Origin of the sequence: Pseudoalteromonas sp. Isolate6 (assembly GCF_022398435.1) — a bacterium.
In the GTDB taxonomy this organism is placed as follows: domain Bacteria; phylum Pseudomonadota; class Gammaproteobacteria; order Enterobacterales; family Alteromonadaceae; genus Pseudoalteromonas; species Pseudoalteromonas galatheae.
Genome location: NZ_JAKEVK010000118.1, coordinates 1 through 14,165 on the forward strand (window position 1 = coordinate 1; position 14,165 = coordinate 14,165).

The 14,165-nt window shown below is 42.4% G+C and carries 9 protein-coding genes; 7 read left to right on the top strand and 2 right to left on the bottom strand.

The genetic code is table 11. The features are described 5' to 3' along the window. Nucleotides 1-154: 154 nt before the first annotated feature. The 6 genes from L1D50_RS15140 (at nt 155) to L1D50_RS15165 (ending at nt 11,287) form a co-directional block, all read left to right on the top strand. The gene (locus L1D50_RS15140) at nt 155-3,268 is read left to right on the top strand and encodes a glycosyl hydrolase family 18 protein (RefSeq protein WP_239966323.1); all 3,114 of its coding nucleotides are present in this window, start codon (nt 155-157) and stop codon (nt 3,266-3,268) included. Nucleotides 3,269-3,315: 47 nt separating this feature from the next. Next, a complete protein-coding gene (locus L1D50_RS15145) occupies nt 3,316-4,743 on the top strand; it encodes a lytic polysaccharide monooxygenase (protein WP_239966324.1) in 1,428 nt (475 codons plus the stop codon). Nucleotides 4,744-4,795: 52 nt separating this feature from the next. Then, a complete protein-coding gene (locus L1D50_RS15150) occupies nt 4,796-7,264 on the top strand; it encodes a glycosyl hydrolase family 18 protein (protein ID WP_239966325.1) in 2,469 nt (822 codons plus the stop codon). A gap of 166 nt (nt 7,265-7,430) precedes the next feature. Further along, nucleotides 7,431-8,192 (top strand): transporter substrate-binding domain-containing protein, encoded by a 762-nt coding sequence (locus tag L1D50_RS15155; RefSeq protein WP_239966326.1) that lies wholly within the window; start codon nt 7,431-7,433, stop codon nt 8,190-8,192. Next, complete coding sequence (locus L1D50_RS15160) at nt 8,189-10,123, top strand: RecQ family ATP-dependent DNA helicase (RefSeq protein WP_239966327.1); 1,935 nt, start codon at nt 8,189-8,191, stop codon at nt 10,121-10,123. The genes L1D50_RS15155 and L1D50_RS15160 overlap by 4 nt, the downstream gene beginning before the upstream one ends. Continuing rightward, nucleotides 10,124-11,287, top strand: coding sequence for an anhydro-N-acetylmuramic acid kinase (locus tag L1D50_RS15165; RefSeq protein ID WP_128727075.1), 1,164 nt, complete (start codon nt 10,124-10,126; stop codon nt 11,285-11,287). 3 nt (nt 11,288-11,290) lie between these two features. Here the strand turns inward: L1D50_RS15165 and L1D50_RS15170 are convergent, their stop codons facing one another. Together L1D50_RS15170 and L1D50_RS15175 are read right to left on the bottom strand one after the other, a co-directional pair. Next, complete coding sequence (locus L1D50_RS15170; protein ID WP_128727076.1) at nt 11,291-11,770, bottom strand: hypothetical protein; 480 nt, start codon at nt 11,768-11,770, stop codon at nt 11,291-11,293. A 133-nt stretch (nt 11,771-11,903) separates the two neighbouring features. After that, entirely contained in the window at nt 11,904-13,043 is a 1,140-nt protein-coding gene (locus L1D50_RS15175) for a Na/Pi symporter (protein ID WP_239966328.1), read from the bottom strand. A gap of 283 nt (nt 13,044-13,326) precedes the next feature. Between L1D50_RS15175 and L1D50_RS15180 the strand changes: the two genes are divergently transcribed. After that, nucleotides 13,327-14,165, top strand: an 839-nt coding sequence (locus L1D50_RS15180) for a 7TM-DISM domain-containing protein (RefSeq protein WP_239966329.1), incomplete at its 3' end; no start/stop codon positions are given.

A 14,165-nucleotide genomic window follows, 5' to 3' on the forward strand; every position in this document is an offset into this window, starting at 1 on the left:
GTGTTAGTGTTACAGTTTAATGAAAAAAGGATGAAAACAACGTTTACGTAAACGTAAACTTAAACCGAAATTTGTTGTTGCCATATTAATTTTATGTGTTAGCTTTATGGTGTTATTGTTAACCAAATACAATAAATGGTTGGAGAACCAAACTATGAAACAACATGTAAAGACCCTTAAACTATCGCAAATGGCTGCGTTCATTGGAGCTATTTTTTGCGCAAACTCATATGCTTACAACTGTGATGGCCTACCAGAATGGTCACAAAACTCTACTTACAATGGAGGCGCTCAGGTACAAAAATCGAAACAAGCTTTTGAAGCAAAATGGTGGACACAAGCCGATCCGATTACACACTCTGGTCCGTGGGATGATTGGAAAAAATTGGGTGACTGTGACAGCGTTGTCAACAACAATCCCCCTTTAATACAGAATTTACTGCCAGTTGACGGGACCTCTTTTAATGAAAATGACAGCGTTGCCATTTCTGTAAATGCAACAGACACAGATGGCGAAGTAACTCAGGTAGAATTTTTTGTAGATGGCATGTCAGTCGGTATTGATACAACAGCAACGGGTGATAGTTTTTCATTTAATTGGGCGGCAATCGCCGGAACTCACGCAATTTCTGTTGTTGCAACAGATGATAAGCAAGCAGTGTCCAACACGTTAACAACAAATGTTATCGTTAATACGACAGGAAATCAGTTACCTACAGCAAACCTTTCGTTCGGTGGAGGTAGTGATCTAGTTATTGATCAACCTGTAGATATCGTTCTTGATGGCTCGGATCCTGACGGCTCAATAGCAAAACTAACGCTGCTTATTAACGACCAAATCGCATTTGAAAGTACAACAACACCAGCTCAGCACACTTGGACACCAACACAACTTGGTGCGGTAACATTAAAGCTTATTGTTGAAGATAATACCGGTGCAACGGCTGAGAGCATACTTAATGCAAGTGTGATTGAAACACCTCCAGTTGCAAACAGCTGTGTTCCACATGGCCTTTACCAGACCCCCAACACTTCGCCTAACTATTGTGATATTTACGATGAAAACGGCCGTGAAAAAATGGGAAGCGATCACCCAAGACGTGTCATAGGGTACTTTACTAGCTGGAGAACGGGTAAGAATGGTCAGCCTAGCTATTTAGTTGATGATATTCCATGGGATAAGATCACCCACATCAATTACGCTTTCGCGCACGTTGATGCCAATAACAAGGTATCAATAGGGAACCCAACTGCACCTAACAATCCTGCAACGAATATGACATGGCCAGGTGTTGCTGGGGCAGAAATGGATCCATCTCTTCCTTATACCGGCCACTTTAACTTACTGAACAAATTCAAGAAACAGCACCCTGATGTGAAAACTTTGATCTCCGTAGGCGGCTGGGCAGAAACTGGTGGCTACTTTGACGAAACAGGTAAGCGTGTCGCCAGCGGTGGCTTCTATACGATGACTACCAATGCAGATGGAAGCGTGAATCATGCAGGTATTGATGCGTTTGTAGCAAGTTCCGTTGAATTTATCCGTAAATACAACTTTGATGGTGTCGATATCGACTATGAATACCCATCTTCAATGAATGACTCTGGTCATCCCGATGATTTTGCAATATCTAACCCGCGTAGAGCAGCATTGAATGCTTCTTATCAAGTATTAATGAAAAAACTGAGAGAAGCATTAGACCAAGCAGGCCAACAAGACAATACTCACTACTTACTAACGATTGCATCACCTTCTTCTGGTTACCTTCTACGTGGTATGGAGACATTCCAAGTCACCAAGTATCTAGACTATGTCAATATCATGTCTTATGACTTACACGGAGCGTGGAACCAGCACGTTGGTCATAACGCATCGCTATTCGACACTGGCGAAGATTCAGAACTTAAGCAGTGGAATGTATATGGCACCAAAGAATTTGAAGGAATTGGTTACCTTAACACTGATTGGGCGGTCAAATATTTCAGAGGCTCTGTCTCTGCAGGACGGATCAACATTGGCATCCCTTATTATACTCGGGGTTTTAGAGATGTTACGGGCGGTACAAATGGTTTATGGGGACAGGCTGCATTGCCTAACCAAGCTGATTGTCCTCCAGGAACTGGTAGCGGCGAAAAGAACAAGTGCGGTAATGGTGCAGTAGGTATCGATAACTTGTGGCACGACAAGAACGACGTTGGCTTAGAAGTACCGGCAGGTTCGAACCCACTTTGGCATGTTAAAAACCTTCAAAATGGCGTGTTAGGTAGTTACCTAAGTGATTATGGATTAGACCCAGTTAATAACCCTGAGCATCAAATTAATGGCAGCTATACGCGCCATTACGATTCTGTTGCCGTTGCTCCTTGGCTCTGGAACGCCACCAAGAATGTTTTTCTATCTATTGAAGATGAAGAATCAATGGCCGCCAAAGTCGACTATGTCATCAACCAAGAACTAGGCGGTATCATGTTCTGGGAGCTTGCAGGTGATTTCGATTATGATGCAAGCAAGAATGAATACTTTATGGGTTCATCGCTAACAACCTTAGCCTACAACAAGTTTAACCAAAGTGGCACGCCTTACTCTGTAAAACAAGGAAATAAGAGCTTTGTAAAACCAGCGTCAGCTGTTGATGTAACCTTCGTAGCGAAGGATTTTCCAGCAGGAGATGCTAACTATCCGATTGCACCAACTTTTGCCTTTACCAACAACTCAGCGATAGATTTGAGTGGCGCGAAAATTTCCTTTGATGTTCCTGTTGCAACATCGGCAATTTTTAAATCGAACTGGAATGCACAAGAAAAGCTTGGTATGGCAGTGGACGTAAATGGCTCAAATGCTGCGGGTAATAATATTGGCGGCTTCGAAAATGAATTCCATCGATTCTCAATCACGCTTGTGAATGAGTGGGGTGGTACGCCTAAGTCTTTTGCTCCAGGCGAAACCATCAATGCCCAAGTCATGTATTACATGCCTATTTCTGGCCCCGTTAACTTTGTAGTTGAGAAAGACGGAAACCGTTATGCATTCACCAGCGAATATAACGACCTACCGGTCGCAGCACCTGGCACAGGACCTACCGATCCGGTAACTAGCTGTAAAGGCACACCTATCAGTCAAATTGTGGTTTACCCTAATTTGCCACAAGGTACACATGCTGCTCAAGGTGATTTAATTGTTGAAGGAAACGCGGTGTATGAAGCGAAGTGGTGGAGCAATAAGCAGCCATCAGTCAGCAGCGACTATACCAAGGTTTGCAATTTGTAAATAGTTAATGGGGAGCTTTGCTCCCCCTTTATGAAAGGCGAATAAGCATGAATAGTTTATACCGTAAATATGCGCTTGGTCTTTTTGGCGTAACCTCGGCTTTGCTTTCAAACGCAGTTTCAGCTCATGGTTTTATGGACTTTCCCAAAGCAAGGCAAGCTATCTGTCAAGCGCAAGGAGGTTATTGGTGGCCAGATGATGGTTCAAATATCCCAAACCTAGCGTGCCAAGCAGCTTTTCTAGACTCAGGCCATTTTCAGTTTGTGCAAGAGCATGAGTTTTCAACCAATACCGCTGACTACAATAATCTAGAGGCGGTAAAAGCAAATATTCCCGATGGTACGCTTTGCTCAGCTGGCGACCCGAACAAAAGTGGCATGAGTGTTGTCTCATCGCACTGGCAGCGCACAGTTGTAGAGCCAAACGCCCAAAATAAACTTGCCATTAGCTTTAGAGCTACAACCCCCCATAACCCCAGCTTTTGGCAGTTTTTCCTGTCAAAGCCGAACTATGATGGTGATACATCTCCACTGACTTGGAATGATTTAGAGCTTATTAATGAATTTGGCAATATTGATTTCGTCGTGGATCCTGAAGGTAAGCGCTTCTATAAAATGGAAATAGATATACCGCAAGGCCGAGAGGGCAATGCTGTATTATATACCCGTTGGCAACGGTTTGATGTCGCAGGAGAGGGATTTTATAACTGCTCTGATATCACAATAACCCCAACGGGGGCACCACCAGAATGGGTGAGCAGCGGCTATTTCGTAAAACAAGGCCAAGATGCTAAAGCCGGCGATAGTGTGTGGTTTAGGACATTTGACCAATCTGGCAACGAATTAATTAGCCATCACCTGAATGTAACCTCCACTAATGCATCAACATGGCAAGCTGAGTTAGCTCTTTATCTTAATAGCAACTACGGTAATAAGGTCAACATTGGTATTAAGCAAGCGGACGGCTCAATCGTATTTGATCCTAACGCCTTATTGGCAAACGAAGTATTTTTGCCAAGTGCAGCCTACACTAGCAATCTTAGCATCGTAAAAGGCGGCGACAACACTGCCCCTATGGTGAACCCAATTTCTAACCAAATTATCTCAGAAAACAGCCAAGTGACCGTGCATGCACATGCATTTGACGACCAAAATGATCCACTATCGTTCATTTGGAGCATTCCTGCACCACTTAGCTTTAGTGGCGAAGGTGACACCATTACCATCTCAACACCTGAAGTTACCGCTGATCAAACCTTTCAGGCTGAACTTAATGTCACCGATGGCAAAGCAAGCACGACCGTAAGTTTCAAAATTACCGTTCAAGATAGCACCAATAACCAATACCCAGCTTGGAGTAGCACAACTACTTATGTCGCAGGCGACAGAGTAACGCATAAACAAAAAGTATATGAAGCCAAGTGGTGGACGCAGGGAGAAGAACCCGGCACGTCCGATGTTTGGAAAGCAATTTAAAGAAAACCCAAATTAATTGGGTACAACATGTAACTACAATAAGGTTGAAGATATGAAACTTAACAAAATCACCAGCTATATAGGACTTGCCTTACTGAGTGGCGGAGCACTTGCCGCTCCTTCCACACCAACGCTAGACTGGCAGCCACAACAGTATTCGTTCGTTGAGGTTAACGTTGATGGGCTAGGCTCATACAAACAACTGGTTAAAGCCAAAGAAGTTGTCGATATTAGCATCAAATGGAATGCATGGAGTGGCTCTGGCGGCGACAATTATAAAGTATATTTTGATGACCAGCTCGTTAACCAAGGTACTCTTTCAGCTGGTACTAAAAGTGGCGTAGTACAATTTCCCTATACTAAATCCGGTCGCCATCAGCTTTATTTAGAGCTATGTGAAGGTACTGTATGTGCAAGAAGCGCAGGGAAAGAAATCGTCATTGCCGACACAGACGGAGCACATCTCGCGCCACTTCCTATGAATGTAGATCCTAACAACCGCAATAACGGGACAATTCCAGGCCGGGTAACGGGTGCATATTTCGTTGAATGGGGCATTTATGGTCGTGACTACGACGTAACTAAGATCCCAGCGCATAACCTATCTCACATTTTATATGGCTTTATTCCTATTTGTGGTCCTAACGAATCACTCAAATCCATTGAAAATGGTAATAGTTGGAGAGCACTACAAACTGCATGTGCTGACTCTCAAGATTATGAAGTCGTCATTCACGACCCTTGGGCAGCCGTCCAAAAATCTATGCCAGGGGTGGATGCAAAAGATCCTATTCGCGGTGTTTATTCTCAATTGATGGCACTAAAACAACGTTATCCAGATCTTAAAATTCTCCCTTCGGTAGGGGGATGGACGCTATCAGATCCGTTCCATGGTTTTACAAATAAAGCAAACCGCGACACTTTCGTCGCGTCAGTAAAACAATTTCTTAAAACTTGGAAGTTCTATGACGGTGTAGATATCGACTGGGAATTCCCAGGTGGTGATGGTCCAAACCCAGATCTGGGCGATCCAGTTAACGACGGTCCTGCATATGTGGCGCTAATGCAAGAACTTCGTGCAATGCTAGATGAATTAGAAGCTGAAACTGGCCGTCAATATGAGCTCACATCGGCAATAGGTGCAGGTTACGACAAGATTGAAGATGTAGATTACCAAGCTGCTCAGCAGTATATGGACTATATCTTTGCGATGACCTATGACTTCTATGGCGCTTGGAACAATGAAACGGGTCATCAGACTGGTATCTATTGTGGCTCTCATCTAAGTACAGATGAATGTAACGGTACAGGTGTTGATGACAATGGAGTGCCACGCAAAGGCCCTGCATACACTGGCGACCATGCAATTCAGTTATTACTTCAACAAGGTGTACAGCCCTCTAAGCTCGTTATGGGCGTTGCAATGTACGGTCGCGGCTGGGAAGGTGTGCTTGATGCAAATGCGACCATTCCAGGCAATCCAATGACAGCGCCGGGCAATGGGCCGTTGACTGGTTCTACAAGTGAGGGCGTTTGGGAGCCGGGTATTATGGATTACAAGGCTATTGCAGCAAACGCTGTAGGCCAAGGTGGTTCAGGCGTTAATGGTTATGAAGTAGGCTACGATGAGCAAGCACAAGCAGCATATGTTTGGAACAGAAGTAACGGTAAACTCATCACTTACGATAGCCCACGCAGCGTTATCGCAAAAGGCCAGTATGCGAACACTCATCAACTGGCTGGTTTATTTGCTTGGGAAATTGACGCTGATAATGGCGACATTCTAAATGCGATGTATGATGGCCTTACAGCGGGTGAGATCCCTAATCGTGCTCCTTCTATCGGCGTTTCTGGACCAATCAATGTGACCTCAGGTCAGGTTGTGAATGTTGATGCGCAAGCAAGCGATTTAGACAATGATCCACTAACCTACTCATGGGTTGCTGCGCCTGGTTTGGCTTTATCTGCTAACAACACCGCAGCTGTCGCTGTAACTGCTCCATCTGTCACTCAGCAGACAAGCTATGACTTGACTGTAACGGTGAATGACGGCGCATTGTCAACAACCAAAACAGTCGCTGTAGTTGTAAACCCAGAAGGAGCAAATGCAGCGCCAGTCGTTACACCGGTTTCAGATATTACGGTTAACGAAGGAGCCTCGGCTACTGTCAATGTATCAGCTACTGACCCTGAAGGCGCAGCACTTAGCTATAGCTGGAATGCACCAGCCGAACTGAGCGTTGTAGCAAATGGTAGCTCAGCCACTATTACTGCTGCAAATGTCACTGCCGACACAACCGTGCCAGTCACAGTTACCGTATCAGACGGGGTTAACGCTGTAGATACAACATTCAATGTCACAATTAAAGACGGTGGCGCCCAATACCCGACTTGGGATCGCTCTACCGTATATGTTGGTGGTGACCGTGTAATTCACAATGGTAATGTCTTTGAAGCAAAATGGTGGACTCGAGGCGAGGAACCTGGAACTGCTGCGGTATGGAAAGCAGTAACTAACTAATCTAACCATCCCCAATTAATGAGCTTGCCAGTCAAGCTCATTTTTTATGCACATAAACATAAAGTTATCCATTATCTGGCTTTTATCAGCAATTTCTTCTTTCTTTTTCTGCTTGGTCTTTCATAATGACATAATGAACTTCATAAAAGAGTCATAAGTTCTGGCAGTGCTTATTCGTCTATCCGTTTTATTATTCGTTTTGGCTTTTCCAAAAAGCTACGCTTCCGATTGCGCGGATAAGTTGTCCCTAAAAATCGGCATTGGCTCTAGCTGGCCGCCTTTTGTTATGTATGGCACTCGTCCTTATGGCATAGACGTAGATATCACTAGAGCAGTGTTTGAGCGCGCCGGGTTTTGTATCGAGTTTATTCAACTTCCTTCATCAGCACGTGGGATCACCGAGCTTGAGAAGGGCTTAATTGATGTCCTACCATCCGCAAGTTTTAGTGTTGATAGAGCAAAAATCGCTTACTTCTCGTCGCCATATCGGCGTGAAAGAATGCGTTTGTTTGCTAACAAGGAAATAGATCTCGATAGCAACTTAATCGAGTTATTTTCTGCAGGCTATACATTTACGGCTAATCCCGGAGCCTATTACGGTGAGGAAGTAAAGCAAATAAAAAAAATCGATTGGTATGACAAGCGGTTGTTTGAAATCGCGAGCTTGGACAGGCGAATAGAAATGGTGGCTAAAAACCGCGTCGATTTTCTGATTGAAGATGAAGACGCAGGCTACTACTATATCAACAAGCTAGGCTATCAAAGCATTCAGCTACACCCTTATGTAGTTAACGATAACGCTATTCATTTTATGCTTGGACGTCATGCATTTAAGCGTAGTGACATTGAGCGGGTCAATGAAGCAATTACCAATTTAAATGGCACAATAGCGAATATCTCAGAAAAATATAGAAAAGATTCAGGATGACTCAACAGCAGCAACTCCTTCAAACATTACAAAGCACATTTGGACATACGACACTTCGCCCGGGACAATCGGAAGTCATAGAATCTATACTGCAAGGCCAAAGTGCAATCGCTATTTTTGCAACTGGTGCAGGCAAGTCGTTGTGTTATCAGTTACCAGCAATCATGAAGCAAGGGGTGTGCGTAGTCGTTTCACCGCTATTGGCATTGATGCATGAACAACGAGATTACCTACAAAGTAAAGGGGTTGCGACGGCTTGTCTTGATAGTACTCAAAATAAAGAGGAAACATTACGCATAGAAAATGCGGTGCGAAACAATGCTCTTAAAGTCCTCTTTATATCTGTCGAGCGGCTGAATAGCCAAAAGGCTCGGACTCTATTATCACAAAGCAATATCTCTTTTCTTGTCATTGATGAAGCGCATTGTATTTCTGAGTGGGGACATAATTTCAGGCCAGATTACCTAAAAGTGGCTAAATATCGATATGAACTTGGTATCAACCAAGTGCTATTACTCACCGCGACAGCAACAAATAAAGTTGCACGCGATATGGCAGATAAATTCGATGTATCCGATCAAAATATCATTAGAACGGGCTTTTACCGTAAGAACCTATTCTTAAGTGCGGCGCATATTAGCGAATCTCAGAAAGACGAATATCTACTCGCCTTTTTGAAAAAAGCAAAAGGCGCAGGTATCGTTTATGTCACGCAGCAAAAACAAGCTGAAGAAGTAGCAAAAATGATAACCGCTTGTGGCTTTCCTGCAGAAGCCTTTCATGCATCATTGCAGAGTGAGAAAAAGGCCCAAATTCAAGCTGACTTTCTAGCGAAAGCTAATCTTATCGTTGTAGCGACTATTGCGTTTGGTATGGGTGTAGACAAACCCGATGTTCGCTGGGTACTACATTATGATATGCCAAAATCTATTGAGGGATATAGTCAAGAAGTCGGTAGGGCTGGCAGGGATGGCGAAAATGCACATTGCGTTGCTTTAATTAATAATGAAAAAATTGCCACATTAGAGAACTTCGTTTATGCCAGTGCATTAGAGCGAGAGTCATTAACGCTGCTTTTTAACGAACTTTTCGGTGAGCCAGCTACAGATTATCACCTCAACGAATACGAACTTGCCTACAAAACCAATATTAATCAATTGGTATTAAAAACACTTATTGTCCAACTCGAACTGCAAGGTTACTTACGGGTAAACTACAGCTACTTTGCGGAGCTAAGTATCGCATTTACTCAAGACAAAGATAAAATATTAGCCAGGTACTCGCCGGAACGGCAACTGTTTTTGTCTCAGCTATTCTCATGTTTTGAATTCAAAAAGAAATGGGGATTACTTTCACATCAAGCATTAGATGGGTACAACATCTCCCTTACTAAAGCGCAAGAAGTCGTTGAGTATTTGCAAAATCAACAACTGATTGACGTAAAAGTCGCTAAATATACTTCGGTTTATTCAAAGCCTGTCCAACAAGTTAACATTAATGAACTGGTTGAGTCTTTCTACCAGCAATCACAAATTAAAGAGCAAGGCGAACTTGCACGGCTAAGACATTTACTCAAATTTTTCCAGCTGACTTCCTGTTACCACAAAGCGCTCGCCAGTTATTTCGGCGATATGCACGCACCAGAGCAATGTGGCCATTGTGGGGTCTGCAGCGGTAAGCATTTGATCGTCAATGCACAAGAGAGCCACGGATTAGATATTGAAACAACAAGAAATATTTTAAGAGACGCTTCACAGTTTGCGTCGCAACGCGGCGTTAATTTTTCTACTCACCTCAAAACATTGTTTTTACTAGGCTTAAATTGCCCCTATTTTACTAAATATAAATTCAGACAACTTGAAGGATTTGGCAGTTTATCCGGAGTAAAGTATGAAAAGGCAAGAGCATTGATCATGGAGCGCGCTTTATAGATGAAAGCAGATATTATTAAACTCGCCACGATCGCGGAAAAAAAGACCAAATATATACTCGGACTAATGAGCGGTACCTCATTAGATGGGTTAGATATTGCGTTATGTAAAATTGAAGGTGCCGGGAAACATACACAGCTAACGGTTGAGCGATTTACCACAATAGAATATAACCCTTCGCAAAAGCAGCTTCTCAGTGATCATGCGTCTAGATCTCAGGTAAATCTTAAGACGTTGTGTCAATTAAATGCGTGGCTCGGCGAGTTGTACGCAAGTCTAATCAATAATATTTTGGCAGAGTGGCAAGTTGCAGCCGACACTGTTGATTTAATAGCGAGTCATGGACAAACACTTTACCATTGTCCGAAACAAGCCTTTGCTGACTTTGAAAAATTAAATAGCACCTTGCAAATCGTTGATGCTGATATTATTGCGACAAAAACGAACATCATCACCATCGCAGACTTTAGACAAAAGCATATCGCCAAGGGATATGAAGGAGCGCCTCTCGTGCAATATGGTGACTACCTGTTATATTCGAGCACGAGTATCGATAGGGTTTTGCTCAATATTGGCGGTATTTCAAACCTTACTTATTTACCAAAAAACTGTACACTTACGCAGAGTATAAGTAGTGACATTGGTCCTGGAAACACATTAGTAGACCAATATTGCCGCCACGTATTGGGACTGCCATTCGATGAAAATGGTGAGATTGCGTCAAGTGGCAAAATTCAATTGCCATTTCTCGAAGCTTTACTGTCGCACCAATTCTTTGAGATGCCACTTCCAAAATCAACTGGACAAGAGTTATTTAATCAAACCTTTGTGCATCACGCATTGGATGGAAAAGATTATAATCATGAAGATATCATCACGACACTGACTGAATTCACAGCTATCACTGTCGCAAATGCGGTGAATGAGCTTGGTACAACTGAATTAGAGCTATATATTAGCGGAGGTGGTATTCATAATGTATTTTTAATGGAGCGAATTGAAAGCCATTTGAGTAACCATGTTTTACTCAAGGACTTTTTACAACTGGGAGTAAACCCCGACGCCAAAGAAGCCGCTTTGTTTGCGCTACTTGCGAATGAAACCGTTTCAGGTGATAGTAATGCACTGCCTTTTTCTATGGGTAAGATTTCATTACCAGCATAGTCGCTAAAAAACGGATAATACTGCGCTCACTGCCGAGTTAAAAATACGTTTGAAGCCAGTAGTCTGAGTTTTGACAAGCTCAGATACTGGCTCGCTTACGGTAATTCTCTCATTCAAAATGATATCAAACTCAGCTGCATTCTTTAAATAATCGTGGAGCCCCACTAGGTTCAATTGCATAAAGTAGGGACCAGCATCAAGCGATTGCTTTACTTTGATTTCTACAATCTTAGTGAGATAAGACTCCGGATCTACCACCAAAGAGACCTCGCACTTTGCATTCCGCTCGTCGTGCTTTGTAAGTACAACGTTAACTCGGTCATCAATACGTGCATCGATTGGCAACTCAATTACCAAAGAAAGTCCTTGCTCACCTGGTTGCAGACTAAGCTTCTCATAGGGCTGAACAGCACGGTACTGTCCCCTCATAGAACTTGTGATCTGTGCTGCATTAAAACTAAAAATACCAGGTTTGCTACTCATTACTTTCTTTCGTTATTTACAAGACAATGTTAATTATCTCAAAGCTAGATTACAGAATTATGACTTACCAACCAAAGACTAAAAAAGTCAAAGCTCGGCAATACCGAGCTTTAAACGCACTTTTTAGTTAAATTTATCGTACTGCGAGCATAATAAGTCCTGGAAATACAAAGAATGAACCTAAGACATATGCTAAAGCCGCAGGTTTATTTTTAGCCCCAATTTCTGCTAACTTCTCAGCCAGATGTAGAGGAATTTCTCTAAGCAGCGGTAAGCCATAAATAAACGCAACAGCAAAAATGTTAAACATAACATGCACAAGCGCAATAGTTAATGCTACTTCTGCAGCGGGGCCTGTGATAGATGTAGCCGCTAATAATGCGGTAATTGTAGTGCCTATATTCGCACCTAAGGTAAATGGATATATCTGACGAGTGGTAAATACGCCGCTTCCAGCAAGCGGGATCATCAAACTAGTTGTAGTCGATGATGACTGTACCATTACCGTAACTACAGCACCCGAACCAATACCAACAAATGGACCTCGGCCAATAGCACTGTGTAGTAACTCTTTAGCCTTACCGACCAATGCCTTTTTCAGTAACTTGCCTAAATAGGTTACGGCGAACAAAATCATCATGATCCCGATAACGACCATAGCAACACCTGCAGCAGTGGAGTCTAAAAAGCTAACGCCATCTTTAACAACGCCAACCGCTRGCTTGACCAACGGCTTAATAAAATTATAACTTTTTAAGGATAAATCGRCGTCACCTACAAAAACGTGGGCCAATCCCGATGCTAACTTCTCAAAAATACCAAACATGATTTCGAGCGGTAGAAAAATAGCGACGGCTAATAAATTAAAGAAGTCATGTACGGTGGATGCGGCAAACGCTCTTCTAAACTCTTCTTTACTGCGAATGTGACCGATTGAAACAAGCGTATTGGTAATAGTCGTACCAATGTTTGCCCCCATTACCATAGGAATTGCAATGTTTATTGGTAATCCACCAGCCACAAGACCAACAATAACTGAGGTCACCGTTGATGAGGACTGCACCAGTGCAGTAGCTAAAGCTCCCAAAAGTAGGGCCACAATTGGATTAGTTGCAAATGCAAAGATTTCTTTCGCGCCTTCACTTCCACCTGAAGCCAACTTAAAACCGCCACTCACAGTTCCCACTGCGACTAAGACTAAGTAAACAAGTAGTATGATAGACAGCCAGTTTAAAAGTTTAGCTGATCCCGAGGTCTGAGATTGATTAACCATAGTTTCGCTCTTAGATTAAGTAATGTTCTTTCATTACATTTTTATTTCAGTCGCGCATTTAACCACTCTATTGTTACAGTTATATTTCAGTTTCATGTAACTCGTCACGGCTGCTTACTTTCTCATCGTATTTTCATAAACAGTTTCTCGATACAGCAGTAATATCTTGTTTTTTCTACTTATTAACGTAGGCATGCGTTTACATTTGTTTACTTCTTCAAATTTGATCCACATTTGCTTCACTATTTAAAAGTAGGATTTACCTATAATTATTGTGCCGTATATGACTATGCTTAGACTTTTTTCACTGTTACTAATTCTTGCCGCCATGGCAGTCAGTGCGGCTGACTTTACGTCAAATGCCAAGTATAGAGTAAGTACACCACTAACAATTTATTTTGATAAGGTCGATAAAGCACAACTATCTTCAATCTTGGTCTTAGGTCCAGATGAAGCGGAAGCTGTATTGGACAAACTTAATCAGCAGAGACCAGAGCATGAAAACAAGCGATATCAATGGGCAGTGATCACACCCGATATGCTATTACCAATGGAGAGAAATTATATTGCGTTTGGTTTTGGCAGACTACCTTGGCTAAATATTGCCTTGATAAAAGACAATGAGGTCTCATTTTTAACACAACATACACTAAATACAACGTTTGCAGAAAGAGAAGTGCAAGCACCTCAACTATATGTCCCAGTATCAAAAGAGGATTTAGCTGGGGCTAGTTTAATAGTTAGATATCAGACTTTTGCGAATGCACCGGCTGATCTAAGATTGATTAATGACAATGAACTTAATAGCAATGTCCTCACTAGCACGCTAATGAACGCGGCACTAAGTGGGATAATAGCAGCAGTGTTTATCATCGTACTTGTCAATTTTTACTTCAATGCAAACACCACAAACGCTTATTATTGTATATGGACATTGTTATTCTTACTTATTGTTTTAGACATGTCGGGGTTCACGTTTCAGTATTTTTGGCCTTTACACGGTAAGTTTGCGACCTTGTTTTCAGCATGTCTGATGACCTTTGTGCCTGTATTTCATCTTCTTTTCATTAGACAGTTTTTGCAACTAAAGCGTAGAAACGAAACTTTACATTTTTTATATAA

What these genes read in the sequence shown, in the direction of transcription:
- L1D50_RS15145 (WP_239966324.1), top strand. Translation starts at nt 3,316, where the DNA reads ATGAATAGTTTATACCGTAAATATGCGCTTGGTCTTTTTGGCGTAACC.
- L1D50_RS15165 (WP_128727075.1), top strand. Translation starts at nt 10,124, where the DNA reads ATGAAAGCAGATATTATTAAACTCGCCACGATCGCGGAAAAAAAGACC.
- L1D50_RS15150 (WP_239966325.1), top strand. Translation starts at nt 4,796, where the DNA reads ATGAAACTTAACAAAATCACCAGCTATATAGGACTTGCCTTACTGAGT.
- L1D50_RS15170 (WP_128727076.1), bottom strand. Translation starts at nt 11,770, where the DNA reads ATGAGTAGCAAACCTGGTATTTTTAGTTTTAATGCAGCACAGATCACA.
- L1D50_RS15160 (WP_239966327.1), top strand. Translation starts at nt 8,189, where the DNA reads ATGACTCAACAGCAGCAACTCCTTCAAACATTACAAAGCACATTTGGA.
- L1D50_RS15140 (WP_239966323.1), top strand. Translation starts at nt 155, where the DNA reads ATGAAACAACATGTAAAGACCCTTAAACTATCGCAAATGGCTGCGTTC.